The organism is Vibrio sp. B181a, assembly GCF_030248375.1.
Lineage (GTDB): Bacteria > Pseudomonadota > Gammaproteobacteria > Enterobacterales > Vibrionaceae > Vibrio > Vibrio campbellii.
Genome location: NZ_JAHGAD010000026.1, coordinates 16,138 through 41,754, shown reverse-complemented (window position 1 = coordinate 41,754; position 25,617 = coordinate 16,138). Strand labels below are relative to the sequence as shown.

Sequence of the window (25,617 nt, the reverse complement as noted above, 5' to 3'; positions counted from 1 at the left end):
AGTAATGCGTAGCCTTAATCTTATCTTCCAAAGCTGGGTCGTTGAGCAGTTTAATGTGCAGAAAACCGTTTATGAGCAGGCTTGGAACTGCAAATCTAACTGGCTCGGGCGCTGTTTGCTTTCGTTTTGGTTTTCGCTGAGTTTTATTTTCTTAAAACCAATGATCGGCGGTGTGCCGTCTTGGAAGTTGCCTCTCGTTTATTTCCCACATGTTAATTATGCAGCGCCAAGACTATTCGACCCGGTTCGTTTCGTTATCCAAAGTGTTTGGTTGCTATGCTTCAAGCAAAACCTCAATGCATCTTGGTCGAAAAAGTTCGGTGATTTTTCTCTTCATATCGCGGAGCAAGTTCGCAACGCGTTTTATCTGCCATTTGAATTGGTAGCGAAAAGCGTTCGCTGGTTGGAAAAGACCGCTAACCAAGTCAAAGATCCTGAGGTCCGTGAGCGCATCAAAGCGAGCAAACCAGCAATGGCACTCAATTACATTCTTTTGTTCGTTGTCGTTCTCATTGCTCTGCTGTGTTTTACCGTCCCATTTGGTTATGAGGCGCAGACGGTGTTTGTATTGCTACTGTGGGCATTAGCCATGATGGTAAGACGCATGCCGGGTCGCTTCCCGACAATGCTGCTGATCATCTTATCTGTGACCGCTTCTTGCCGTTATCTTTGGTGGCGTTACTCTTCAACCTTAAACTGGGATGACCCTGTTGCTTTGGTACTGGGTGGCATTTTGCTTTTGGCAGAAACCTATTCTTGGATCGTATTGATGTTGGGTTACTTCCAGAATATTTGGCCACTCAACCGCAAGCCCGTTTCTATGCCGACGGATCAATCCACTTGGCCAACTATCGACCTGATGATTCCTACTTACAACGAAGATCTCGATGTAGTGAAAGCAACCGTGTATGCGTCGATGGGGGTGGACTGGCCAAAAGACAAATTGAAAATTCACATTCTCGATGATGGTAAGCGAGATAGCTTCCGTGATTTCGCCAAGAGTGTTGGAGTCAACTACATTCGAAGGCCGACGAACGAGCACGCCAAAGCCGGTAACATCAACTATGCATTAAAGCAGACGGATGGTGAATTTGTGGCGATCTTCGATTGTGACCACATTCCAACCCGCGCCTTTTTCCAGCTTACCATGGGCATGTTCCTTAAAGATCCGAAGCTGGCGCTGATTCAAACTCCGCACCACTTTTTCTCTCCGGATCCGTTTGAACGTAACTTGTCGAACTTCCGCAATGTGCCTAACGAAGGCAACTTGTTTTATGGGTTGATTCAAGATGGTAACGATTTATGGGATGCGACGTTCTTCTGTGGCTCGTGTGCCATTTTGCGTCGTGAGCCGCTTGAAGAAGTCGGTGGTATTGCGGTCGAAACCGTAACGGAAGACGCACATACCTCATTACGTATGCACCGTTTGGGTTACCGCTCTGCTTATCTCAAGCAGCCGATTTCAGCGGGTTTAGCGACTGAAACCTTATCAGCGCACGTCGGGCAACGTATTCGTTGGGCGAGGGGGATGGCGCAGATTTTTCGGGTCGACAATCCGCTCACTGGTAAAGGGCTCAAGCTGTCCCAGCGGCTTTGTTACGTTAATGCGATGTTGCATTTCTTATCCGGTATTCCGCGTATTGTGTTTTTGATAGCACCTTTGGCGTTTTTGTTACTACACTCTTACGTCATTTACGCGCCAGCACTGGCGATCATTTTGTACGTCTTGCCGCACATGATCCATGCCAGTATGACCAACTCACGCATGCAAGGTGACTATCGCTACTCCTTCTGGGGAGAAGTGTATGAAACCGTGCTTGCTTGGTATATCGCAAGACCAACCACTGTCGCTTTGTTTGCGCCCCATAAAGGGACATTCAACGTGACAGCGAAAGGTGGCTTAGTCGAAAAATCACATTACGACTGGGTGATCTCTCGACCTTATTTGGTGCTGGTGGCACTGAATGTCATAGGCTTTGCTGTGGGGCTGTATCGCATGGGGTGGGGGCCCCAAGACGAGGTCGGTACTGTCATCGTTAACTTAGTGTGGACGATGTACAACTTGCTGATCTTAGGTGCAGCGGTTGCGGTTGCGGTAGAAGCGAAACAGGTGCGAAAAGATCACCGTGTAGAGGTGGCGATTCCTGTTGCGGTGAGACTTCACTCTGGGCATTTGATTCAAGCTCAGATGAAAGACTTTTCATTAGGGGGTGTTCGTATCGAAATCGATGGAATGGATGAACAAACTTGTCAGTACCTACTCGGTCAATCACTGGAAGTGATTCTGAATCGTGGTGGTCAAGAATTCGTGTTCCCGATGACCGTTGCCTATGCTCATAAAGGCATCTTTGGTATGCAACTAAATGAACTGTCGCACCAACAACAAATCCAGTACGTCCAGTGCACGTTCGCGCGAGCAGATACATGGGCGAAATGGCAACAAGGCTATCAAGCAGATAAGCCACTATCGAGTATGCAAGCCGTGCTACAAGTCGGCTTCAATGGATACAAGCGCTTGCTACAACACTGTCCTAAATTTGTCATGGTCAGTGTGGATGCTCTTTTATTTTGTATCGAATTTATTTGGTCACTTAGACCTCGCTATGTCCCAACCAGGACCCAAAGTCATGCTAAATAATAAAAAACTAACAGCGTTGACGACGGCAATCACTCTGATGTGTATGTCGGGCAGTCTCGCGGCACAAGAAGTAAAACAGCAATTGTCGGAACCTCAAGCTCAGCAACAAGACGCGGAAAATGCCACTGTCTTTAAGCGCGTGGTTCCATTTACTCAACTGGGCTACAGTGGCTCAATTGCGATTCAAGGTAGCGAAGCGAATGCTTACGTTGGTTTTGGTTCTCGCCTTGATGAGGTGGTGTCTAAAGCCACTTTGTATTTTGACATCACGCCTTCACCAGCGTTGCTTGCCTTGGTTTCTCACGTCAAAGTGTATTTGAACAATGAACTCATGGGTGTCGCGTCCATTGTTGATGGCCAACAAGGCAAAAAGCTTAGCCTTTCTATGCCTTTAGATGCGCGTTATTTCAGCAACTACAACCAAATTCGTTTTGAGCTGATTGGTAATACTCACAAAGATTGTGCGAACCCGAACGACTCGAGCATTTGGGCAGAGATCAGCCAAAGCAGTCGCATCGAAATGTTCGTGCAAAAGACGCAGTTGGAAAGCGACTTGAGTCTGCTGCCTGCCCCATTTTTTGATGTACGCGACTTTAGCCAACTCAACTTACCGGTTGTGATGGGCGATAAATATGACTTGGACGAAGTGAAAGCCGCTGGTGTTTTGAGTTCCTACTTTGGCTCTTTAGCAGCTTGGCGTGGGGCGCAGTTCCCTTTGAGTTTCGACACCCTGCCAGAGCGCAACGCCGTAGTGTTTATCACCAACGATAACAAGCCAGAGTTCTTAAAAGATTTTCCGGACACTGATGGCCCTCGTTTACAGGTGATCACTCATCCAACAGATCCTTACGTGAAGTTACTTTTGGTGATTGGCCGTGATAGTGCAGACCTCAATACAGCCGTACGTGGTTTGGCATTGGGTAACCAGATTCTTACTGGACCAATTGCTAAGATCAACGAGGTGAAGCAAATCAAACCTCGTGTGCCTTACGATGCGCCAAACTGGGTGAGCACCGATCGTCCGGTTGCGCTTTCTGAGCTTGTCGAGCAAAAGAGCATGCTGCAAGTGGAAGGTCGCACACCACCACCTATCAGCGTGAGCTTACGTTTGCCGCCAGATCTATTCACTTGGCAAAGCCGCGGTATTCCAATGGATCTGAACTACCGTTACTCACCACCGACAGAAGACCATTCAGGCTCTCGTCTAACACTGAGCATCAACGATCAATTTATTGAAGCGTTTAACCTCACAACAGAAGGTCAGGGTGGTGATTCCAACCGTGTTCGCGTGCCTTTGTTGGATGACAGTTTTCTCAGTTCTGACGACCAGGTTCGTATTCCCGCGTTTAAAGTTGGCAGCAAAAACCAAATCGACTTTGAATTTGGTTTTGCCTCGGTTACCGATGGACAGTGTCAGGTTACTCAACCGAGCAAACAATATGCTGTTGTAGATGGAGACTCTACGCTCGACTTCAGTGGCTTCCCACACTATATCGAAATGCCAAATATGCGTGCGTTTGCCACATCAGGTTTCCCGTACACACGTATGGCCGATCTGTCTGAAACTGCGGTCGTCGTTCCTAAAAATGCCCCAAGAGAGGCGTTGCAGACGTTTTTAAACATGATGGGCTCGCTAGGTGCTGACTCTGGTTATCCGGGTATTCAGATTCAACTAACGGACCAATGGGATGCAGAGACACTAAAAGACAAGGATATCTTAAGTATTGGCGTTGTGCGTTCATTGGAAGAAGCGGCTAACGACCCAGAGCAAGTTAACCTTGTGGTCGAAGCAGGCGAACGTCAAATTCGTCTGCCAAGTAAGAATGAGCAACAACTTGGTATGAACTGGATGAGCCCTAGTGACGCTAACCAAGTCCCTGCCGATTATGTCTCAGTTGAAGCTGATGGCTCCTTTGCTGCGATATATGGCATGGAGTCGCCATACACAAGCAATCGTAGCTTGGTGTCAATCATGGCCGCACACCCAGCAGATTTTGCCTCGGTGGACAAAGCACTCTCAGATTCGGGGAAAATCGAGCACATGTTTGGCTCTGTGGTGACGTTAAGAAACGACGAAGTCGCAAGTTATAACGTAGGCTCTCATTACTATGTCGGTGAGCTCCCTGTATGGCAGTTGGTTTGGTATCACTTCTCAAATCACCCAATTGTAGTGGCTTGTTTTGCCGCGATATTGATGGTGATTGTCACTATCGTGCTGTGGCGTGTGCTACGTCAAGTGTCGGCTAAGCGCCTCGAAAAAACGGAGGAAGAGGAAGAATGAAAAAGCTGATAGCACTCATGATTCTGATGGCTTCTCCTCAACTCTGGGCAAACACGTGTGACTGGCCGCAGTGGGATACATTTAAGTCGGTTTATATTGAACAGGGAAGAGTGGTAGATGGCAGCGATGAGCGCATGATCACTACATCGGAAGGCCAGTCCTATGCGTTGTTCTTTGCTTTGGTTGCCAATGATCAAAAAGCCTTCGCCGAGGTATTAAACTGGACTCAAGTGCATTTAGCTGGTGGCGACCTTACGGCAAGATTGCCAGCATGGTTATGGGGCAGAAAAGCGAACGGCAGTTTTGGTGTGTTAGATACCAATGCAGCATCGGATTCCGACCTTTGGATTGCTTACGCTTTAGTGGAAGCGGGGCGACTGTGGGATAACTATTACTACCAATCGCTTGGTCATCTGCTTGCTAGTCGTATTCTACGAGAAGAGACTGTAACTATTGACGGTGTGGGTACCGTGTTACTGCCTGCACCAACAGGATTTGAGTTTGGTGATCGCTACCGTGTGAACCCGAGCTATGTGCCGTTACAGCTGATTGCACGAATGGAAGCTCTGTATCCGCAATATTCATGGGATGGTATGTATAAAGCAAGCGCGCGAATGCTAACGCAAACCATGCCAAAAGGTTTCAGCCCTGATTGGGCAACGCTCAGCCAAGGTCAGTACAGTACCGATTCGGTGACTGGGCCAATTGGCAGCTACAACGCCATTCGTACCTACTTATGGGCAGGTATGCTTGATGACCAAGTCGCAGAAAAAGCTCAGCTGATTCAGCAAATGCAGCCCTTTGTCGCAGCGACTAAAGCGCTCGGTGCACCACCACGAGAAGTGAATACAGAAACGGGTGAATACACTCAAGTTGGCAGTGCAGGATTTTCTGCTGCTGCTTTGCCTTTGTTGGCGGCGCCTGGTGAGTCTGAGCTGCTCAAAGCACAAGCAAGCCGAGCGCAGCAAGAGCTTATCTCGGGCAGAAACGACCACTACTACGACAATGTTTTGAGCTTGTTTGGCCTAGGCTGGCATCAGGCACGCTACCGCTTTGGCAAACAAGGTGAACTGTTGCCTGCATGGAGCGAGCAATGCCAATAGCAAGACGTGCTTCGTGGTTAATTCCATTGGCCATGATGGCGAGTGGGGTTTACCCCGTTCACGCGCAAAGTTTCAGTTCAAAACCGCTGAGCCAAGCGCAGTTAGCCGCGGTTTATCAACCGATCGAAACGGTTCAGTTCTCGACGTCTCTTGCTCGAGTGAACTCGGTAGAGTGGTTGGTTGAACAGCTTAAGCTGGCGGATGCGATAGGGCGTGACGATATCGTTGAAAGTACCCTTGAGCGTTTGTTTGCGATTGAGGAAGGGAACCCGATTGGCTTGTATTACCAAGCCAATATGTATTTAAAGCGTAAACAGCCGGAGCTTGCCAAGCAGACGTTTCAGCGTTTAACCAAACAATCGCCAAACTCCCCGCAAGCGAAAGATCTTGCCGCCATAATGGCTCTTCAAGGAGATAAGAAAGGCGATTACCAGCGAGCGAAGCTGCTTGCTAAATCTGGCCGTTACGAAGAAGCCATCAAAGCGTATAAAGCCATTTTCCCAAACGGCATGCCCTCGGCTGCCTTGCAGTTAGAGTTTCTTCAGCTGCAAAGCAATCTTGATGGCAGTTGGCAGACTGTCAAACAAGGCCTAGAGCGGTTGAATGCAGACTATCCAGGCGTGCCTCAGTTTCAACTCGCATTGGCGAATCATATCCGCAAAGAGAATCCAGCTGACCCATGGATTTTAGATACCTACAAAAAGCTCGCTTTAGCGCCAGTCATTGGCAGCAGTGCGGCGACATCTTGGTTGCGTGCCCTCGACCAATTGCCGATTTCAGAACAAGTGGTTCAACAATACGCGATTCTAGCGAGCTACTATCCTTCGGACCTAGAGATTCAACGTGCTATCCAAGGTGCGAGGCAACGTTGGGAAACCGAGCAAGACCTGCGTAAGGATCCAACCTATCTTGCCAAATTGAAAGGTCTCAAACTGCTGGATGAGGACAAAACTTCGCAAGCTGAGAAGCAGTTGCGTTATGCGATGACGACGCGTCCGAACGACCCAGAAATATTGGGTGGAATGGGCAAGGTATATCTGCGTAAAGGTCAGCAACAAAAGGCGCTTGAGTATTTTGAACGTGCACAGCAGCTAGATAAAGATCCAGATAGTGCCTCAAAATGGGCCACTTTGATTGAAACCTCGCAATATTGGGCTTATTTGGATCAAGGTGATGCGCTAGCCGAGAAAGGGCAGTTTAAACAAGCTGAAAGCCTTTACCGTAAAGCCATTCAATCCGATAAAACTCAGCCTTATGCTTTTACCTCTTTGGGGGCGCTTTACTTAGCACAAAAGAACTATGCCGCGGCAGATAAAGCCTATATCCAAGCACTCAAACTTGAGCAACACAACGGCTCTGCTTTACGTGGGCGGCTAGACGTTCGTATTGAGCAACAAGATTGGGTGGGTGCGGAGTCGGTTGCGCAGCGTTTTTCTCCCGCGCAAAAACAGGTAGTGGCTGAGAAAATCAATGGCATTCAATCTGAAATCATTCTTGCTCGTTTGAGAGTTGCTATCGCCCAGAATGATCAAGCGGGTATGCAATCTGCGGTGGAAGAATTGATTGAGCTAAAACCAATATCGCCGTGGTTGAGACTGGATATTGCTGGTGTTGTTCGTTCTATGGGGGACAAGCAACGTGCAGATGCCCTGATGGCTGAGTGGACCGCATCCAGCTCAGACCCTGAGATGAAGTTTGCTCATGCCTTGTACCTCGCGCAAGACTTCAAAGTCGAAGAGGCAATTTCTGAGCTAGAAAGCGTGCCAGAGAAAGCGGTCACGCCTTCCATGCAGCGCAATTTGACTCGATTGAAGATCGATGCTGAATTACAAGATATTCAACAGCGTTACCTTGAGGAGCCAGCGTCTGTGCAAGCTAAGTTGCATGCGTTGGAGCAGGACTATCAAGGCCAAGTACAGGCATTAGCACGTCTTGCTGGAGCGTGGGTAGAGATCGATCAAGCCGTTGAAGCTGAAAGAATTTATCGAAGCCTCGAACAATCACCACACTGGTCTCGCGATGAGCAACTCGCTTACGGCAGTATGATGGTGAGTTTGAATCAGTTTGAAGATTTTGACCAATGGTACGAGCAATTAGCGCTGAGTTCGGATGAGCAAAAGGTAAGTGCTTCTGAAACTTTGCAATTTGATGAGCTGAAAACACGTCGAACCTTAGCGCAAGCGGATTTGTTACTTGCGAATCAACAACCAGAGCAAGCAATGGCTTTGTATGAACGTATCTCATCAAAACCTGAACCATTCAAGACGCAAGCTCAGGTCGGGATGTTGCAAGCCAGCGCCCAGAGCGGAGACGAAGCAAGCTACCATGATCTGCATCTTATCTTGAATAAGAAGCGTGAGACGCTTTCTGCTGCTCAATTGATGACGGTTGCCTCTGTATTTAATCAACTTGGTTACCGCAATGATGCGAACACCCTGAACCGCTTGCTCGATGACGTGCAAGGTGCTGATGCTTTGGCTTACCGAAACAGCATGTCGATTGCGATGGACAATCAGCAATGGAAGTTAGCTGAAAAACGAGGTTACCAAGCGCTAAATAGCGACCGAATTGAAAAAAGCGCAAATCCGAACAAAACCCAGCAAGATACTCTCACTTTGCGCGAGTTGTATGACACAGCGGATGACTACTGGTTGACTCGCAATGTTAAGTCAGACATCGATACGCTCCATGATCGTAGTGATGGTCATGTGCTTATTGGTTGGGACTACAGTGCTCGAGACGGGCTGAACGCATCTAATCAAGTGCCAATCGAAGCACGCATTCCTATCGAATCACTCGACGGTCACTTGTTGCTGAGAGCGGATTACGTCTCTGTAGATTCTGGTGAGCTAGATTACTACGAGAAAAAGGGAGGCTTTGATAGCACCTCATTCCAAGATGAAGCTTCAGGCATGGCACTTGGTGTAGGCTGGCAAGCGAAAGACTGGCAAGTGGACATCGGTACTACACCGATTGGCTTTGATCATACTACTTGGGTTGGTGGCATCAGCGTTGATGGCGATCTTGGGGACTTTGGTTGGACTGCAGAAGCGTCTCGCCGACCAGAAACCAGCAGCACACTTTCTTATGCTGGAATGACGGTACCGAGTGGAACCAGCGATCCTCAAGGCAAAAAGTGGGGAGGTGTGGTTCGCACTGGTGTTAAGCTCAATTCAAGCTGGGATGTTGGCGGCCCTTACGGTTTTTGGAGTAGCCTGCAATACCATGCTCTGACGGGGGAAAACGTTGAAGATAATACTCGTCTCGGTGTGCTGGGTGGGGCTTACTACAAACTGATTGCCACGGATGACCAGCGTTTGAGTATCGGCACCAACTTGATGTATCTCGATTACGATAAAAACTTAGGTGAATACACGCTTGGGCATGGCGGCTACTACAGCCCGCAAAGTTATTTCTCTGTATCACTGCCAGTGAACTATTACGGTCGTTACAACAGTACATGGTCGTATCAGCTTAGCGCTTCTATTTCTAATTCATGGACGCAAGAAGATGCGCCTTATTTGTCTACAGGTGACACTTCTGAGAGCGGTGGCGGTTTTGGTGCCTCGTTGCAAGCAGCCGTTGAGAAACGAGTGAGTAAACGCTGGTACCTTGGTGCGCTGGTGGATTTGCAGCGTTCAGAGTTTTATACGCCAAACCATTTCATGCTTTACGCCAAGTACACCTTTAATGATCGCTGGCAGCCAATTGAATACCCACCAGCGGTTCCAACACTGTACAGTGATTTCTAGCGCTAGCGATTGGTTGAACAAGTGTTTTAAGAAATCGCAGAAACACAAAAGGCCGGAGATTTTCCGGCCTTTTCTATTCAAATTCTTTAACTTTACGAAGATTTGACTAGTACAAAATCGAGTAAAGTTGACGGCGGTACTTGCTTGCTAATGCGTTACCTTGGCCAAGTGCGCTCAAGATATCCATAAAGACTTTCTTCACTTCACCGTCTTGTGCACCAAGGTTAGCTTTGAGAATGTTCCAAAGCAGCTCAAGTGCTTCTTCATCACGGCCGACTTGGTTGTATTGAACGGCAAGCTCACACGCGAGTTCTAAATTATCAGGGTTTGTGGCTAGCTCTTGTTCAAGGCGTTGAAGCTCTGGGCTATCTGCGGCTTGAAGATGTAGATCTAACTTCGCGATCAAACCTTTGTAGTAGTTGTCTTGGTATTCCAGTGGAATCGCACCCAACAGCGTTTGTGCCAATTCAAACTGTTTGGTTTCCAGTAAACAATCTGCCATCGCTAGTTTTACATCACCACGGTTTTGAAGCTCTTCCGATAACGTTTGTAGAATCGCCAAAGCTTGAGCATGTTCACCTTGTTGGAGCAGTTCGCTGGCTTGCTTCAACTGCATTTCATCTTGGCTTGGTAGATGCTTTTGCAGCATTGCCGTAATCGCGTCAATTGGCTGAGGACCACCCATCCCATCGACTGCTTGACCATTCATAAACAATGCGATGGTCGGTAGCACTTGCACGCCGAATTGAGAAGCAAGAGCAGGCTGCTGTTCACAGTTCAATAGAGCAAGGGTGAAAGCGCCGTTGTATTGCTGAGCCAGCATTTGTAATTCAGGAATCACTTGTGCACTTTCTGGTTGAGCACTCGCCCAAAAATGAATCAACACCGGCGTGTTCATTGATCCTTCAAGCGTTTCACGGAAGTTTTGTTCTGTTAACTCAACGATAAATGGGGATTGCATCAGAGTATCCTTGCTTTTTGTTTCTTGTCGTTGATTGTAGATATGGAGTTGATATTTGGGAAATTCAAGCGATAGAAAGGAAAAACGCTGCCGAAGCAGCGTATTCCTGATAGCAAGCGAAAGTGCTATTAAATTTGGCAAGTCCAGCACGGGTTAAAGAGTCTTGTTAGACGTTATAGTTGTGTGCTGGGTGTGGTATCAAAATAGGATGAACATGGTCAACACTACACCCACACTAAGCCAGTTAAGCTGATTTAATGTCATTATTGTCTCGCGAAAATACAAAACAGAAAGGGTGGCGATACCAAATCTAAAGTGAGTATCCACATCGCGTTCAGGCTCGATGGATGAAGATACTAACCTAGAAATTGATTCGAACATTGAGGTTTTCTTAACCTACATGCTCATAATGACATCACATTGTTACGGTAAAATTACATTGTGATAAAAAGTTTTTATGCTGCTTGTCGCAAAATTTTATCAAGAAGACGAGTGGGTAATAGGCGCTTTAAAACGGCAAAGACTTTGGTTGGTGTGGTGATTCTGTAGCGAATCTTTGGCTTATCACTGGTGAGTGCGTGAAGCACGGGCTCAATACAAGATTCAGCAGGAAGCACAAACTTGTTGTTCGACTTGTCGTTATCTAAACGCTGCTTTTGGCCCTCGTAAGCTGCTCTGTGGGCGCTGCTTTCCACATCAATCCATTGCTCAAACGCCTTTAAGGCATTTTGTCTAAACTGGGTCTCTATCGGCCCTGGTTCGATCAATGCTACCTTGATGTTGGTGTCCATCAATTCCAAACGTAGGGTGTCTGTCCAGCCTTCTAGCGCGAATTTAGAGGCGTTATAGGCGCCACGATACTTCATGGCGGCAAAGCCGAGTACGGAACTGTTTTGGATGATGCGCCCTTCACCTTGTTTACGCATGTGCGGTAGCACTTCTCTTACGAGTTGGTGCCAGCCGAAGAAGTTGGTTTGAAATTGTGCTTGAAGGGCCACTGTCGGCAAATCTTCCAAAGCACCTGGTTGGCCGTAAGCGCCATTGTTGAAGACGGCATAAAGTTTACCCTCAGCCAACTCGAGCGCTTGTGCGACGCCGGACGAAATACTCTCAGGATCATTCAGGTCCAGCTTAATACACGTTAAGCCCTCGTTGGTTAGGCGTTCAATGTCTTGGTCTTGTCGGCAGGAAGCAATGACGTGAAAGCCTTCCTTTTGCAAAGCGTGGGCACATACGTAACCGATGCCGGTAGAGCATCCGGTGATAAGAACAGACTTTTTCATAGTTTAGGGCTCACTGAGAGTTCGTGAGCCTTATGATTCAACAACTTCTATCTTGAAGCAAGTTCTTGAGTGCAGGCTCCACTCGGGAGTAACTGAATTTAAAGCCAAGCTCGGTGAGCTTTTTCGGTTTTGCACGTATGCTATCAAATAGCAGGCAAGAGGATTCCCCCATTGCCATGTTCATCACCCATTTCGGGGTGAACAAAATATGCGGACGCTTAAGAGTCTTGGCCAATGTGCCACTAAAAATTTTGTTGCTGACAGGGTGTGGAGCGCACAAGTTGAATTCGCCATGCGCATGCGGCGTTTCGAGTAAGTACATGATGGCGCGAACCATATCCAAGATATGGATCCAAGGCATGTACTGTCTACCGCTGCCTAGCGGGCCACCTAAGCCCAGTTTGTAAGGCAGCAGCATCTTGGCGAGAGCACCACCATTAGGGCCAAGAACAACCCCAGTTCGTAATAGGCACACACGTGTCTGCTCCGATTCTGCTCGTTTGGCGATTTGCTCCCATCGAGCACACACAGAATGGGCGAAGGCCTCACTGTTTACGTGTAGGCATTCATCAAAGGGGTGGTCTTGTTGATCGCCGTAATAGCCAACCGCAGAGCCGCTTATGAATACTGAAGGGGGCTCGGTACTGGCGTGGATCAGTTCGACAATGCGCTCTGTCACTTTCCAGCGACTGTTGCAGATGATCTCTTTTTGTTCCTGACTCCAGCGTTTGTCCGCGATGGGCTCGCCTGCAAGGTTGATCACTGCGTCAACATCGTTGAGATCTTCCAGGGAGTCTAGGGAATCAAGGTATTCAATATTACCGACATCGGCATGCTGAAGTCGCTGTTTTGCCTGCGCGGGGGTGCGCGTCAGCAAAATGACTTGATGAGTGGTGAGCATTTTGAGTAGCTCAGAACCAATAAAGCCTGTTCCGCCAGTCAGTAGTATCTTCATGTCGTCCCTTTGAGTGTGAAACCATTCAGACATTATAGTCGTTAACCGTCTTGCATGATCATATCAATGACTTGCAATGTCGATTTTATTATTAGTTCCTAACGAGTTAGAAGTGTTTTCTTCTCAATCGGTGCGAAGTTCACAGTTTGAACAAGTGTAACAAAATGTTATCAGGCTTTGAGTGTTGCTCACACTTAGCCCAGAGAAACTGTGCCATGCTGATTTTAAAAGAAGAAGGCACTCGGGTAGGAGGTGTGTATGGAAGCATTTGTTGCTCTGTTTCGAGCCTTACTCAGTAGCGCCCGTGACCTACTGCCTATCGTTGTTGTTATCACCTTCTTCCAACTTGTTGTCCTTCAAGAGCCACTCCCCAATCTTGTCTCAATCTTATTTGGTCTCCTTCTTGTGATTCTCGGTTTGACCTTTTTTATCTTTGGTCTGGAGCTTGGCTTATTCCCTATCGGTGAAAATATGGCGCAAGCTTTTGCCAATAAAGGCAGCGTCTTTTGGCTCTTGATTTTCGCATTCTGCTTGGGTTTCGGCACCACCATCGCGGAACCTGCTTTAACGGCGGTTGCAGAGGAGGCGTCGGAGGTTGCAGCTGAAGGTGGCATGATCGCTAATACGGAACAGTCGATGGAAGACTACGCTGATGGACTGCGTTTGACGGTTGCTTTGTCGGTGGGGGTAGCGATTGTGTTAGGTGTGCTGCGGATTCTAAAAGGTTGGCCGATTCAGTACATGATCATCGGTGGCTATATCGGTGTCGTGATCCTCACAGGGTTTGCGCCTGAGTCGATCATTGGCGTTGCTTACGACTCTGGCGGTGTGACGACGTCTACCATCACGGTGCCACTGGTAACAGCCCTTGGTGTCGGCTTAGCATCGGCGATTAAAGGACGAAACCCGATGATTGATGGCTTTGGTTTGATCGCGTTTGCCTCGTTACTGCCGATGATGTTTGTCATGATCTATGGGATGGTGGTGGCATGATTTCGTTTGCACATTTCATCGATACCTTCGTTTCTACCATCAGCGATGTGGTTCCCATTGCGACGATTATCTTCGGCTTTCAATTGGCGGTTTTACGTCGTCCCATTTCTAATTTACCTAAGGTATTGCTCGGTTTTGCTTACGTCATTCTAGGCTTATCGCTGTTTTTGCTTGGGTTAGAAATGGCGTTATTCCCATTGGGCGAAACCATGGCAACTCAATTGACGGCACCGGCTTTCTTGATGGAATTTAAAATCTCCATTGGCCAAGCTCTGAGCTGGATTGATTATTACTGGGTGTACATCTTTGCTTTCTTTATCGGTTTTAGCACCACCATTGCAGAGCCTTCTCTCATTGCTGTTGCGATTAAAGCCAATCAAGTGTCCGGAGGCAGCATCAGTGTTAACGGATTACGTATCGCTGTGGCTCTGGGCGTGGCGTTTGGCATTGCACTTGGCAGCTATCGAATTGTCGTCGGCGACCCGATTCATTACTACATCATTGCTGGTTACATCGTGGTGGTGATCCAAACCTTTTATGCCCCCAAGCTGATTGTGCCGTTGGCTTACGATTCAGGTGGCGTCACGACGTCGACCGTAACGGTACCTTTAGTTACGGCCCTTGGTTTGGGATTGGCATCGACGGTTCCGGGACGAAACCCAATGATTGATGGCTTTGGCTTGATTGCCTTTGCCAGCTTATTTCCAATCATTTCAGTGATGGGCTATGCCCAGATCACCCAGTGGTTAAACAAAGAGACCGCGGAGGAAAATGAAAATGCGCTTTAAATTGATTCTAGCCTTTGTAGAGGACAGTAAAACCGACAAGGTGCTTGATGCAGCTCGTGAAGCTGGCGCAACAGGAGCGACGGTTATTAATAATGCACGAGGGCAGGGCTTAAACCAAAAACGCACCTTCTTTGGTTTGACGCTGGAAGTGCAGAAAGACGTCTTACTGTTTGTGGTGGAAGAGCACCTATCAAGGCATATCTTGGAGACCATTAGTGACGTCGGAGAGTTCGACCAGGAATCTGGCCAAGGCATCGCAGTGCAAATTGATGTTGAAGATGCGGTTGGCGTCGCGCACCAAGTAGAAAAACTGACCAAAGTGGTAGAGGACGAGTTATGAGTAATCATGAGCTGATTCGAGTCAGAGACGTAATGGCGGCAACGTACATCATTGTCGATGGATTAATTACAGTACACGAAGGCATAACACTTGCGAGAAAGAGTGAAGTGAAAGCGTTGGTGGTAAAAAAACGCCATGAAGATGATGAATACGGCATTGTGTTGATGAACGACATTGCTAAAAAAGTCTTGGCGAAAAATCGCTCACCGCAGCGGACTAATATCTACGAGATCATGACCAAGCCAGCACTGTCCGTCGACCCAAACATGAATGTGAAATACTGCGCTCGTTTGTTTGAGCGCTTTGGTATTAGCCGTGCGCCAGTGATCGAAAACGGAGAAGTGATTGGTATGGTGAGCTACAACAATATCGTGATCAATGGGATGGCTAGGGAAGCTTTGTAACCGTGTTTGCTGAGAGGCTCAAGTGCAAACAGGCTGATAATTTTTCTCAGGACAGCGACATTTAGCAAAGCCCCTGCGAATTGCTTAGTTGTGCCATTGCATATATGCAATCTGAGGCTTATTCTTTGAGAATTAAAGAATAATTGAGGATGTCATGTCATGCCGCTAGTTGCTTGTCCTGTTTGTGAAAAACAAATTTCAAAACGAGCTCATACTTGCCCCGGATGTGGTGAGCCTGATCCGCTCAACCATTTAGCGAAGTCGAAGTTTCTATCGTTCATTTTTTGGATCGTTGTTTTAGCTGGTGTTGGCTATGTCGCTTGGTTCTATCTAGTGCCAATGCTGGTGGAAATGCTACGCAGCCATTAATAGGTACTTAGGTTGAGCTTCTATAAGAATGCCGTAGAATAGCCTCATACTTTATGAGGAGACGATGTCGTGAAACTATTTTTTGCCTCAGACTTGCACGGCTCTTTGCCAGCAACCGAAGAAACTATTCAGCTTTACTTGGCCTCTGGTGCCGATCATCTCATCTTGTTGGGGGATACGCTAAACCATGGGCCAAGAAACCCTATCCCAGAAGGTTACAACCCACCGCAAGTCGCTGAGTTACTGAACCAATACAGCGATCAGATTATTTCTGTACGTGGTAACTGTGACAGCGAAGTTGACCAAATGCTGTTGAGTTTCCCGATGATGATGGATTATGCGTGGATACTACTCGAATCTGGTAAGCGCATGTTCCTTACTCATGGGCACTTGTACAACAGTACGAAACGTCCACCACTGCGCGAAGGTGACATCATTGCTCATGGCCATACTCATGTGCCTGTTGCCGAAATGCAGGATGGGGCAGTGATCTTCAACCCTGGTTCGATGACTTTCCCAAGAAATGGTTTGTCGCGTAGCTATGGTCTAATGGAAGGCAATACACTCACGGTGCAAACCCCGGAAGGTGAAGTGTTGGCTCAAACCACGATCTAATCAACGAGTCATAGAGCACATAGATATCAAACAATAGGGAGCCACTGGCTCCCTATTTTGTATCTGAATGGCCTAAATCACGCTCTGGGTCGATGATGTCCCTTACTCGTTGTTTAAGGACCTTAGCCTCAGGAAAACCGCCGTCTTTTTTACGCTCCCAAATCTGCGTGCCGTTGCAGAAAATCTCAAAACGACCGCCTGTGTCAGGGTGCAAGCTGACGGTCTCAATTTCTTCACTGAACGTATGAAGCAGCTCTTGCGATAGCCAAGTAGAGCGCAACATCCAATTGCACTGGCGACAGTAGTAAATGTCTATAATGGCTTTATCCATTTCTCATTTCCTTTCTCTAAAGACTAAAGTAGCAGTTTGATGCCGACTGCAAAGGTGAGGACCTCAAACGCAATCTTGATAACGCGATTGCTGTATCGAGTTGCTGCCCACGCACCTAAACTGCCACCTAAAAATGAACTCAATAACAGCACGGGTAGCCATGCCCAATGAATCGGAGCGCCTGCTTGTACGACGGCAACACCACCAATACCATTCCAAAACAGACCGACACAGATCATGGTGTAAGCCACTGCTTGTTTGTAATCGTAACCAAACCAGCGCACGAGGAACAGCGTCACGAGGAGACCTGAACCTGCAGTTAGCGAACCATTCACGACGCCTATCAGCATCAACCCTAATCCGCCGGTGATCCAACCCAATGTGTCTCGATGAGTCGCAAGCTCGACTTGGCCAAGTTCTTTTTTAAAGCGGGAATAGATGCCAAGAGCAAGGATCATCGCGCCAAGCATTTTCTCTGCGATATCGTCAGGTATTTGGACAATCAGATTTGCACCAATCACGACACCAATACTGCCGACTAGAATCAGATAAAGCGCGATCTTCGGTTTTATTGTTCCGGCTTTGAGGTGCGTGCTTGCAGCGCCAAGCCCCAGCGCGACGGAAGCCACTTTGTGTGTTCCAAGAGCGACAGAAAAGGGTAAGCCGAGAAAAATCAATAATGGAAATTGCAATAATCCTGCACCGCCGCCAGAGAGAGAAGCGAGTGTATTTGCAACGAGGGAACCGAAGAAGAGAGTGAGAGTATCTAGCCAATCCATGCGAAAAATAAAGGGGCCATCTTGGCCCCTTATCATTGAATCAAAATCAGTTTCTAAACAGTACCGTAGAACCGTGGTTCAGGCTAGTCAGTAGTAGTGTTTTTTCGTTGACTACATCAATACGGCGACTTTGTTCTGCATCCAACTTAAAGATTTGTGTGATGAGACGAAGCTGTGACTCAGAGAAGTCTTTCGATTGCGATGCTGAGATATCTTTGAATTCAGAAGGCGAAACCAGCAAGTAGTTATCACTTACTTCCCAGCGACCTTTCTCAGAGATATTGATGGTTGATTCAGTATTTGAGCCTTGAGCAAACAATCGAATGTTCGCAACACGAATGTACTCACCGTTAGGTAAGTATTTCACATTCGACTCAACATTAACTTTGCGTAGTGGGCCAACTGTATCGTCTGGCAGAGTATCGGTGATGAGTGTCACCATGGTTGACTGCCATTCGTTTGAAGTCAGAACCTGTTCCACTTTTAGATCACTGCCCCAATATAGCCAGCCACTAAAAAGGATGGATACGGCCAAAACCGCAGATGCTATTTTAATCTTCATTTCAGCCTCCCTTAGTTGCAGATGTCGGTTGGGTCATTACGACCAGCGAAAATACGCAGCGTGACATTCTCGTATGAATGATCGCTATCGTGGATATAGTTCAGAATCAGTTGGTTGTTTTGACCACCTGTCGCGATGACTTCGACTGGTGAAGATTCCGCGGCGTGGTGTTCGACATAACGTTGGATACATTGCTCAATGGAAGGCAACCAATTATTTAATTGAGGGTGGTTAATTGGCGTCATTACTGGCACATTATGGTATTCACCAATTTGACGGAATTGAGATTCTGCTGGGTTAGTCAACATCAGTACACAAACTGGCAGCAGCAAAGCAACGACAACCAAAATACGGAATAGCCAGTTCGCGTTCTTCTGCGCTGGTGTTGGCTTCGGCTTTTCTACTGGAGCGGCGGCTTCTGGAGCGATGTCTGCTGGCGTTTCTGTGGTAGCTTCGGCAAATTGCTCTAAATCAACCACTGGCGCTTCGTTCTCTTCTTCTTGAGCATCAATATCAGGGGTAGAGTCAGAAGAAAGCGGGCTTAAACGCTCAACAGAACAAATAAGTTGATAGCCGCGTTTTGGCACGGTTTTAACGAATTCTGGTGATTTTGTTGAATCCTTCAACATTTTACGCAGTGTAGAGATCGCTTGGGTTAAGCTTGAGTCATCCACCTCAAAGCCTTGTTCACGCCAAACGAACTCGTGCAGTTCGTTACGTGTTATCACTTCGTTAGGTCTCTCTGCCAACATGAGGAGAATACGGCTTTCGTTGCTGCCTAATCGTACAACTTCGTTGCCATTTTGTTGGTCAGCGAGCGAATTACTATTTGGGTCAAAGACGAATCTTTGAGCAAGCAGAAATTTGGTGCCGATGTTAGTCATTTAGTTCTTCTTAGGTGGATGATTCTGTAATTATAGTGATTTACGTCACGTAATAAGGCGTGCGCAAAAGGACATGTGCCACGTTTTAGATGCTTTTAGATACGTAGGATAATTAAAATTTTCTAAAAAAACACCGTTTTTAGCAATATTGACCTTGAATTTACATTTGTCAGCCACATGTTAAATGACATCTTAGTAATGCTGCTTTTATGAAGCGGCGGTTAGGGCTTTGTCATTAAAAGTCTAATTAGTTTAGATGTTATGGAGTAAACATGAGCGAAACCGTATCCCACAACAAAGAAACTCGTGGCTTTCAATCGGAAGTAAAACAACTACTTCATCTGATGATTCACTCTCTTTATTCCAACAAAGAGATTTTTCTACGCGAGCTGATCTCAAACGCGTCCGACGCATCAGATAAACTTCGTTTTCAAGCGCTATCTAACCCAGATTTATATGAGGGCAACGCTGACTTAGGCGTGAAGCTTGCGTTCGATGAAAGCGCGAACACATTAACCATCTCTGACAACGGCATCGGTATGAGCCGTGATGATGTGATTGAGCACCTAGGTACCATCGCGAAATCAGGGACTGCAGAATTTTTCTCCAAGCTGTCAGATGATCAGAGCAAAGATTCTCAACTTATCGGTCAGTTTGGTGTGGGTTTCTACTCTGCATTTATTGTTGCGGATGCGGTGACTGTGCGCACTCGCGCGGCTGGTCTCGCTGCTGATGAGGCGGTGCAATGGCACTCTGCTGGCGAAGGTGATTACACCGTTGAGACCATTACCAAAGATTCTCGAGGTACGGACATCGTGCTTCACATGCGTGAAGAAGGTAAAGAATTCCTAAACGAATGGCGTCTACGCGATGTGATCAGCAAATACTCTGACCATATCGGTATCCCTGTTTCTATCCAAACTGCGGTTCGTGATGATGAAGGCAAAGAAACGGGTGAGAAGAAGTGGGAGCAAATCAACAAAGCTCAAGCACTTTGGACGCGCAATAAATCAGACATCTCGGAAGAAGAGTACCAAGAGTTCTACAAGCACGTTTCTCATGACTTTGCTGACCCTCTTACGTGGAGCCACAACCGCGTAGAAGGTAAGAATGACTACACCAGTCTACTTTACATCCCAGCGAAAGCACCTTGGGATATGATGAACCGCGATCATAAATCGGGTCTGAAACTGTACGTACAGCGCGTATTCATCATGGATGACGCTGAGCAGTTTATGCCTTCTTACATGCGCTTCGTGCGTGGCCTGATCGATTCAAACGATCTGCCTTTGAACGTATCACGTGAAATCCTACAAGATAACAAAGTCACTCAGTCATTACGTAATGCTTGTACCAAGCGTGTGCTTACTATGTTAGAGCGCATGGCAAAGAATGATACAGAGAAATACCAATCATTCTGGAAAGAGTTCGGCCTTGTTATGAAGGAAGGTGTTGCAGAAGACATTGCAAACAAAGAGAAAGTTGCTGGTCTATTGCGTTTCGCATCTACTGAAGTGGACTCCGCAGAACAAACCGTTGGTTTGGCTTCTTATGTTGAACGCATGAAAGAAGGTCAAGACAAGATCTACTTCCTAACGGCAGACAGTTACGCTGCGGCGAAGAACAGCCCACACCTAGAGCAATTCAAAGCGAAAGGCATCGAAGTTATTTTGATGTTCGATCGAATTGACGAGTGGTTGATGAACTACCTAACAGAGTTTGATGGTAAGCAGTTCCAATCGATCACGAAAGCGGGCTTAGACCTAAGCAAGTTTGAAGACGAAGCGGAAAAAGAAAAACAGAAAGAAACGGAAGAAGAGTTTAAGTCTGTTGTTGAACGCACTCAGTCTTACCTTGGTGACCGTGTGAAAGAAGTTCGCACCACCTTTAAACTGGCAACAACACCCGCTGTTGTCGTGACGGATGATTTCGAAATGGGCACGCAGATGGCGAAGCTTCTTGAAGCGGCTGGCCAAGCGGTACCAGAAGTGAAATACATCTTCGAAATTAACCCAGAGCATGCACTAGTGAAACGCATGGCGGATGAAGCGGACGAAGAAGTGTTTGGTCGCTGGGTGGAGGTATTACTGGGCCAAGCGATGCTCGCTGAGCGTGGTTCGATGGAAGATCCTTCGCAATTTGTTGGTGCCATCAACAAGCTTTTGACTAAGGTTTAATAACTCAATACCCCTAAAAAGCTCGCGAAATGCGAGCTTTTTGTTTGTAAACGCATAGATTCACACTTTAAGTGTTGAGTTAGTAATCAACAAGACGGGAAAGCTGGCATCGCTAACATTCTTTAGTCTTAATCTGCTCATAGCGCAGTGAACCTGTGTTAGAATCTCAACACTTGAATGTGAGTAATAAGGCGTGTATTTTGGCTCGCCTAAACGTTATACCGAAACTTATCGTTGCCAGTGCTTCGTGGGGTTATTCCTAGAAGTCCAGCTATTGTGAGCTTCGGTATAAATCTTAAATATTAAAGAGGATAAATCATGCGCATCATTCTTCTAGGTGCTCCAGGTGCAGGTAAAGGCACACAAGCAAACTTCATCATGGATAAATACGGTATTCCACAAATCTCTACTGGTGATATGCTTCGTGCTGCTATCAAAGCAGGTACAGAGCTTGGTAAACAAGCTAAAGCTGTTATCGACGCTGGTCAGCTAGTTTCTGATGAAATCATCCTTGGTCTAATCAAAGAGCGTATTGCTCAAGACGATTGCGAAAAAGGTTTCCTACTTGATGGTTTCCCTCGCACTATCCCTCAAGCTGACGGCCTAAAAGAGATGGGCGTTGACGTTGATTACGTAATCGAATTTGACGTAGCTGACGATGTGATTGTTGAGCGTATGGCTGGTCGTCGTGCTCACCTTCCTTCAGGTCGTACTTACCACGTTGTTTACAACCCACCAAAAGTGGAAGGTAAAGATGACGTAACTGGTGAAGATCTTGTTGTTCGTGATGACGACAAAGAAGAAACAGTACGTGCACGTCTAGGTGTTTACCACGAGCAAACAGCACCACTGATCAACTACTACGGTAAAGAAGCTGAAGCTGGTAACACTAAGTACCTTAAATTCGACGGTACTAAGCAAGTTGCAGAAGTAAGCGCAGATATTGAGAAAGCACTAGCATAATTTGCTAACGGCAAAATTTAATATTTTGATATATTTAAAAGCGACCCTCGGGTCGCTTTTTTATTTTTTGCCTGTAAGTACGATGAACCATCTGGTTTGTTCCACCGTACAAAGCAAGCCGATCACCATGAATAGGATGTTATGAAAAACAACAATAATAAACAGGGCGTGTTATTGGTTAACTTGGGTACGCCTGATGAGCCAACTGCACCAGCTGTAAAACGCTTTTTAAGTCAGTTTCTTCATGATCATCGTGTCGTTGATATGACGCGTTGGCTTTGGTGTCCGATTCTTCACGGTGTCATCTTGCCAATTCGCTCGCCGAAAGTCGCCAAGCTGTACCAGTCTGTCTGGATGGAGGAGGGGTCACCTCTGATGGTGTACTCAAAACGACAAGCTCACAAGTTAGCCGTTGCACTCGATATGCCAGTTGAACTGGGTATGACTTACGGTAATCCAAGCTTACAATCTGGTTTTGAAGCGCTGATTGCACAAGGCGTAGAGGAAGTGATTGTCTTGCCTCTTTACCCGCAATACTCGGGTACAACGACGGCCGCAGTCTCAGACGGTATGACGAAGGCATTCAAAAAGATGCCAGTAATGCCTGAGTTCAGCTTTATTCGTGATTACCACAATCATCCCCAATACATCGCGGCACTTGCTCAATCGGTTCGTAACCATTGGGCTGAGCATGGTCAAGGCGATTACCTACTTTGTTCTTACCATGGTATCCCTAAGCGTTATGCAGACAATGGTGATATTTACCCTAAGCATTGTGAAGAGACGACTCGCTTGCTTGGTGAAGCACTGGGTTTGGGTGAAGCGCAAATCGGAATGACATATCAGTCACGTTTTGGTCGTGAAGAATGGCTACAGCCATACACGGATAAGACGCTGGAAGTATTACCAAGCCAAGGTAAGAAGAAACTTAACGTGATTACGCCAGCTTTCTCTGCAGACTGTTTGGAAACATTGGAAGAAATCTCAGAAGAGTGCCGAGAGATTTACCTAGAGGCTGGTGGTGAGAGCTTCAGTTACATCCCGTGCTTGAATGACAATGATGAGCACATCGCGATGATGGTTGAGCTTGTTCGCTCTAAGCTTTAAAGCGAAACCTGTATCTATCTCCAAGGTAGTTTGGGTTGTAGAAAACAAAAAGGGTCGCGATTGCGACCCTTTGTTTTTATTTGCACTTTATATTAAGCAACTTGCGTTTGTTGCTCTTCAATTTGTTCTGCTGTGCTGTGAGTATTTTCAGCACCATGCATCCAACGAACTAGCGTGTTAGAGAACAACAATAGAATCACGCCAGAAATCGTCGCGGTTACCGCAATACCACTAAAGATTGCTAGTGCGCCTAGTTCACCAACGTGAGAGCCAACATAACCTGCAACGTAGTTTGCGATTGCGTTACAGCCGAACCATGCGCCCATCATAAGCGATGCAAGACGTAGCGGAGCTAGCTTAGTTACTAGAGATAGACCAATAGGAGATAGACACAGTTCACCAAGCGTATGGAAGAAGAACGCACCTACTAGCCATAGCATTGATGTTTTAACCGCAGTATCACCACCTTGCTCCATAACAGCACCAACCATACATAGGAAACCCAGTGCTAGGAAGAACATCGCTAGGGCAAATTTCATCGGTGAGTTAGGTTCACGTTTACCCAGTTTCACCCACAAAACGGCTAATACAGGTGCAAGAGTAATAATGAAGAACGGGTTTAGTGATTGGAACCACGCAGCAGGCACTTCGAAGCCACCGATCATACGATCTGTGTATTGCTGCGTGTAGATGTTCATTAGACCGCCAGCTTGCTCGAAGCCTGCCCAGAAAACGATAGTAAACAGGCTCATCACAAGGATAACTTTGATTCGATCCACTTCTTCTTTGGTTAGTGGCTCTTTCTTCGCAGATTTCTTAATTGCTAGGTCACGTTTTGCTGCTGGTACGCGGCCAATGTCACCTAACCAAGATTGTGCCATTGTCATTTGCATCACAAGGCTAACAAGCATACCAATACCGGCAGCAACGAAGCCTGCTTTCCAGCCAAATTCGTTCGTTACAGAGCCCGATACAACACCAGCCAGCAACGCACCTAGGTTGATACCCATGTAAAAGATAGTGAAAGCGCCATCACGACGGTTATCGCCTTCATTGTATAGATCACCAACCATTGTAGAGATGTTTGGCTTGAATAGACCGTTACCACAGATAAGCAGAGCAAGACCTAGGTAGAAAGTGTGTAAAGAGCCAAGACCCAGAGCATCTGCTGGCATTGCTAGCGTAAATTGGCCAATAGCCATCAACGCGCCACCAATTAGGATAGAACGGCGTTGACCTAGGTAGTTATCCGCAAGGTAGCCACCAATAAGAGGGGTGATGTAGACAAGTCCAGTATAGATGCCGTAAAGATCTAGAGCATCTTTAGTCGACCAGCCAAGACCGCCGTTCATTGTTGTGTCTGTCAGATAAAGTACTAGAATGGCGCGCATTGCGTAGTAAGAAAAGCGTTCCCATAATTCTGTACCGAACAGAAGGAACAAGCCACGTGGGTGACCAAAGTATTGATGTTGGTTTGACATAAGCTCTTCTAATAGTAGTTATTACATTTTTTAACGAAATCTACGTATACATGGCAATTTCTTGTCTGACAAACAATAAAATTTCATGTGACGATTCATTTGCCTTATGAAATGCCTGCTCAGTGCTGAAATGACGGGGTTTTTGTCGGTGATTTGCTCGTGTTACAAACTTACTTTTCATTTTTGACTATAGACTTATTTTCTTAATACTCTGAAAAGGTGTAAGTTTTAATCTTAATATTAAGCAGCCAACTAATAGGTTGCTTGAATGTCCATGACTCGTCTTTTGCTTAATGTTAGGATCGAGCAAAAATATAATTGGCTAGTAATAAAATGAAACGTTGGTATTTATTGTATTGTAAGCGAGGAGAGCAAGTTAGGGCGAAGCAGCACCTTGAAAACCAGGGTGTGGAGTGTTTTTACCCTACTGTCGAAGTCGAAAAGATCTTACGTGGTAAACGACAGAAAGTCGAAGAGCCACTGTTCCCTTGCTATGTGTTTGCTCGATTTGACTATGAAGAAGGCCCAAACTTCACATCAGTTCGCTCTACGCGAGGTGTGGTGGACTTTGTTCGCTTTGGTGCACAGCCGAAAGAGATACAGGGTGACCTGGTTTATGAGCTTAAGCAGCTGGATAAATGCATCGACGACCAGACCGATGCTGAGAACATGCCAAAACCTGGTGATCAAGTGCGGGTGAAGAGCGGGCAGTTTGCCGGTATTGATGCCATCTTCCAAGAACAAGATGGTGAGAAGCGCTCAATAATGTTGGTTCAGATGATCACCAAGCGTGTGCCTGTCAGCATAGACAACAGCGATTTAGATTTAAAATAGCCTGATTCCATCAAATA

At 46.7% G+C, this 25,617-nt stretch carries 22 protein-coding genes; 14 read left to right on the top strand and 8 right to left on the bottom strand.

Annotated features, from left to right (window positions below):
* Nucleotides 1–4 precede the first annotated feature (4 nt).
* Genes bcsA through KIO97_RS13220 form a run of 4 tightly spaced genes read left to right on the top strand, consistent with a single transcriptional unit; the run spans nt 5 to nt 9,774 of the window.
* Nucleotides 5–2,638: a UDP-forming cellulose synthase catalytic subunit gene (gene bcsA, locus KIO97_RS13235; protein ID WP_045377623.1), complete on the top strand. Its 2,634-nt coding sequence runs from the start codon at nt 5–7 to the stop codon at nt 2,636–2,638.
* Nucleotides 2,628–4,919, top strand: a complete 2,292-nt coding sequence (bcsB, locus tag KIO97_RS13230) for a cellulose biosynthesis cyclic di-GMP-binding regulatory protein BcsB (RefSeq protein WP_285382885.1) — start codon at nt 2,628–2,630, stop codon at nt 4,917–4,919. Before bcsA ends, bcsB begins: the two co-directional genes overlap by 11 nt.
* Nucleotides 4,916–6,022 (top strand): cellulose synthase complex periplasmic endoglucanase BcsZ, encoded by a 1,107-nt coding sequence (gene bcsZ / locus KIO97_RS13225; protein WP_285382883.1) that lies wholly within the window; start codon nt 4,916–4,918, stop codon nt 6,020–6,022. Before bcsB ends, bcsZ begins: the two co-directional genes overlap by 4 nt.
* Complete coding sequence (locus KIO97_RS13220; protein WP_285382881.1) at nt 6,013–9,774, top strand: cellulose synthase subunit BcsC-related outer membrane protein; 3,762 nt, start codon at nt 6,013–6,015, stop codon at nt 9,772–9,774. Before bcsZ ends, KIO97_RS13220 begins: the two co-directional genes overlap by 10 nt.
* Before the next feature lie 106 nt (nt 9,775–9,880).
* On the opposite strand, the gene KIO97_RS13215 is transcribed toward KIO97_RS13220, so the two are convergent.
* The 3 genes from KIO97_RS13215 to KIO97_RS13205 all read right to left on the bottom strand — a co-directional run bounded on the left by KIO97_RS13215 (nt 9,881) and on the right by KIO97_RS13205 (nt 12,973).
* The gene (locus tag KIO97_RS13215; protein WP_005425468.1) at nt 9,881–10,735 is read right to left on the bottom strand and encodes a co-chaperone YbbN; all 855 of its coding nucleotides are present in this window, start codon (nt 10,733–10,735) and stop codon (nt 9,881–9,883) included.
* A gap of 455 nt (nt 10,736–11,190) precedes the next feature.
* Nucleotides 11,191–12,018, bottom strand: a complete 828-nt coding sequence (locus tag KIO97_RS13210; RefSeq protein WP_005425448.1) for an SDR family oxidoreductase — start codon at nt 12,016–12,018, stop codon at nt 11,191–11,193.
* A gap of 37 nt (nt 12,019–12,055) precedes the next feature.
* Nucleotides 12,056–12,973: a TIGR01777 family oxidoreductase gene (locus KIO97_RS13205; RefSeq protein WP_010643330.1), complete on the bottom strand. Its 918-nt coding sequence runs from the start codon at nt 12,971–12,973 to the stop codon at nt 12,056–12,058.
* 258 nt (nt 12,974–13,231) lie between these two features.
* Here KIO97_RS13205 and KIO97_RS13200 point away from each other — a divergent pair, with 258 nt between their 5' ends.
* From KIO97_RS13200 to yfcE, 6 genes are all read left to right on the top strand, one after another.
* On the top strand, nt 13,232–13,966 hold the full coding sequence (locus KIO97_RS13200; RefSeq protein ID WP_045377641.1) for a DUF1538 domain-containing protein: 735 nt from the start codon (nt 13,232–13,234) through the stop codon (nt 13,964–13,966).
* A complete protein-coding gene (locus KIO97_RS13195; RefSeq protein ID WP_005425423.1) occupies nt 13,963–14,754 on the top strand; it encodes a DUF1538 domain-containing protein in 792 nt (263 codons plus the stop codon). Before KIO97_RS13200 ends, KIO97_RS13195 begins: the two co-directional genes overlap by 4 nt.
* Nucleotides 14,744–15,094 (top strand): P-II family nitrogen regulator, encoded by a 351-nt coding sequence (locus KIO97_RS13190; RefSeq protein WP_005425459.1) that lies wholly within the window; start codon nt 14,744–14,746, stop codon nt 15,092–15,094. Before KIO97_RS13195 ends, KIO97_RS13190 begins: the two co-directional genes overlap by 11 nt.
* Nucleotides 15,091–15,498, top strand: a complete 408-nt coding sequence (locus tag KIO97_RS13185; RefSeq protein ID WP_005425434.1) for a CBS domain-containing protein — start codon at nt 15,091–15,093, stop codon at nt 15,496–15,498. The genes KIO97_RS13190 and KIO97_RS13185 overlap by 4 nt, the downstream gene beginning before the upstream one ends.
* Before the next feature lie 159 nt (nt 15,499–15,657).
* Entirely contained in the window at nt 15,658–15,867 is a 210-nt protein-coding gene (locus KIO97_RS13180) for a hypothetical protein (RefSeq protein WP_005425482.1), read from the top strand.
* A gap of 69 nt (nt 15,868–15,936) precedes the next feature.
* Nucleotides 15,937–16,482 carry a phosphodiesterase gene (gene yfcE, locus KIO97_RS13175; RefSeq protein ID WP_285382877.1) on the top strand — a complete coding sequence of 182 codons (546 nt, stop codon included), beginning with the start codon at nt 15,937–15,939 and terminating at the stop codon, nt 16,480–16,482.
* Between the two features lie 52 nt (nt 16,483–16,534).
* On the opposite strand, the gene KIO97_RS13170 is transcribed toward yfcE, so the two are convergent.
* From KIO97_RS13170 to KIO97_RS13155, 4 genes are read right to left on the bottom strand one after another with little or no spacing between them, the layout of a single operon-like run.
* Nucleotides 16,535–16,813, bottom strand: coding sequence for a SelT/SelW/SelH family protein (locus tag KIO97_RS13170; protein WP_010643323.1), 279 nt, complete (start codon nt 16,811–16,813; stop codon nt 16,535–16,537).
* Nucleotides 16,814–16,836: 23 nt separating this feature from the next.
* Nucleotides 16,837–17,592, bottom strand: coding sequence for a sulfite exporter TauE/SafE family protein (locus tag KIO97_RS13165; RefSeq protein ID WP_077201016.1), 756 nt, complete (start codon nt 17,590–17,592; stop codon nt 16,837–16,839).
* 46 nt (nt 17,593–17,638) lie between these two features.
* On the bottom strand, nt 17,639–18,154 hold the full coding sequence (gene toxS / locus KIO97_RS13160; RefSeq protein ID WP_050905093.1) for a transmembrane regulator ToxS: 516 nt from the start codon (nt 18,152–18,154) through the stop codon (nt 17,639–17,641).
* 11 nt (nt 18,155–18,165) lie between these two features.
* Complete coding sequence (locus KIO97_RS13155) at nt 18,166–19,038, bottom strand: transcriptional regulator (protein WP_050905094.1); 873 nt, start codon at nt 19,036–19,038, stop codon at nt 18,166–18,168.
* A gap of 272 nt (nt 19,039–19,310) precedes the next feature.
* Here KIO97_RS13155 and htpG point away from each other — a divergent pair, with 272 nt between their 5' ends.
* From htpG to hemH, 3 genes are all read left to right on the top strand, one after another.
* Entirely contained in the window at nt 19,311–21,215 is a 1,905-nt protein-coding gene (htpG, locus tag KIO97_RS13150) for a molecular chaperone HtpG (RefSeq protein WP_285382876.1), read from the top strand.
* A gap of 318 nt (nt 21,216–21,533) precedes the next feature.
* Nucleotides 21,534–22,178, top strand: a complete 645-nt coding sequence (gene adk / locus KIO97_RS13145) for an adenylate kinase (RefSeq protein WP_005425498.1) — start codon at nt 21,534–21,536, stop codon at nt 22,176–22,178.
* 141 nt (nt 22,179–22,319) lie between these two features.
* The gene (gene hemH / locus KIO97_RS13140; RefSeq protein WP_285382875.1) at nt 22,320–23,285 is read left to right on the top strand and encodes a ferrochelatase; all 966 of its coding nucleotides are present in this window, start codon (nt 22,320–22,322) and stop codon (nt 23,283–23,285) included.
* A gap of 92 nt (nt 23,286–23,377) precedes the next feature.
* On the opposite strand, the gene KIO97_RS13135 is transcribed toward hemH, so the two are convergent.
* Nucleotides 23,378–24,766, bottom strand: a complete 1,389-nt coding sequence (locus KIO97_RS13135) for a peptide MFS transporter (RefSeq protein WP_005425503.1) — start codon at nt 24,764–24,766, stop codon at nt 23,378–23,380.
* A 333-nt stretch (nt 24,767–25,099) separates the two neighbouring features.
* Here KIO97_RS13135 and rfaH point away from each other — a divergent pair, with 333 nt between their 5' ends.
* Nucleotides 25,100–25,600 carry a transcription/translation regulatory transformer protein RfaH gene (gene rfaH / locus KIO97_RS13130; protein ID WP_038892128.1) on the top strand — a complete coding sequence of 167 codons (501 nt, stop codon included), beginning with the start codon at nt 25,100–25,102 and terminating at the stop codon, nt 25,598–25,600.
* Nucleotides 25,601–25,617 lie beyond the last annotated feature (17 nt).

Coding starts and splice junctions, on each gene's coding strand:
- KIO97_RS13195 (WP_005425423.1), top strand. CDS start 13,963: ATGATTTCGTTTGCACATTTCATCGATACCTTCGTTTCTACCATCAGC.
- KIO97_RS13215 (WP_005425468.1), bottom strand. CDS start 10,735: ATGCAATCCCCATTTATCGTTGAGTTAACAGAACAAAACTTCCGTGAA.
- adk (WP_005425498.1), top strand. CDS start 21,534: ATGCGCATCATTCTTCTAGGTGCTCCAGGTGCAGGTAAAGGCACACAA.
- toxS (WP_050905093.1), bottom strand. CDS start 18,154: ATGAAGATTAAAATAGCATCTGCGGTTTTGGCCGTATCCATCCTTTTT.
- bcsB (WP_285382885.1), top strand. CDS start 2,628: ATGCTAAATAATAAAAAACTAACAGCGTTGACGACGGCAATCACTCTG.
- bcsZ (WP_285382883.1), top strand. CDS start 4,916: ATGAAAAAGCTGATAGCACTCATGATTCTGATGGCTTCTCCTCAACTC.
- KIO97_RS13135 (WP_005425503.1), bottom strand. CDS start 24,766: ATGTCAAACCAACATCAATACTTTGGTCACCCACGTGGCTTGTTCCTT.
- KIO97_RS13185 (WP_005425434.1), top strand. CDS start 15,091: ATGAGTAATCATGAGCTGATTCGAGTCAGAGACGTAATGGCGGCAACG.
- KIO97_RS13210 (WP_005425448.1), bottom strand. CDS start 12,018: ATGAAAAAGTCTGTTCTTATCACCGGATGCTCTACCGGCATCGGTTAC.
- KIO97_RS13180 (WP_005425482.1), top strand. CDS start 15,658: ATGCCGCTAGTTGCTTGTCCTGTTTGTGAAAAACAAATTTCAAAACGA.
- KIO97_RS13190 (WP_005425459.1), top strand. CDS start 14,744: ATGCGCTTTAAATTGATTCTAGCCTTTGTAGAGGACAGTAAAACCGAC.
- KIO97_RS13205 (WP_010643330.1), bottom strand. CDS start 12,973: ATGAAGATACTACTGACTGGCGGAACAGGCTTTATTGGTTCTGAGCTA.
- rfaH (WP_038892128.1), top strand. CDS start 25,100: ATGAAACGTTGGTATTTATTGTATTGTAAGCGAGGAGAGCAAGTTAGG.
- KIO97_RS13155 (WP_050905094.1), bottom strand. CDS start 19,038: ATGACTAACATCGGCACCAAATTTCTGCTTGCTCAAAGATTCGTCTTT.
- hemH (WP_285382875.1), top strand. CDS start 22,320: ATGAAAAACAACAATAATAAACAGGGCGTGTTATTGGTTAACTTGGGT.
- htpG (WP_285382876.1), top strand. CDS start 19,311: ATGAGCGAAACCGTATCCCACAACAAAGAAACTCGTGGCTTTCAATCG.
- KIO97_RS13170 (WP_010643323.1), bottom strand. CDS start 16,813: ATGGATAAAGCCATTATAGACATTTACTACTGTCGCCAGTGCAATTGG.
- KIO97_RS13220 (WP_285382881.1), top strand. CDS start 6,013: ATGCCAATAGCAAGACGTGCTTCGTGGTTAATTCCATTGGCCATGATG.
- bcsA (WP_045377623.1), top strand. CDS start 5: ATGCGTAGCCTTAATCTTATCTTCCAAAGCTGGGTCGTTGAGCAGTTT.
- KIO97_RS13200 (WP_045377641.1), top strand. CDS start 13,232: ATGGAAGCATTTGTTGCTCTGTTTCGAGCCTTACTCAGTAGCGCCCGT.
- KIO97_RS13165 (WP_077201016.1), bottom strand. CDS start 17,592: ATGGATTGGCTAGATACTCTCACTCTCTTCTTCGGTTCCCTCGTTGCA.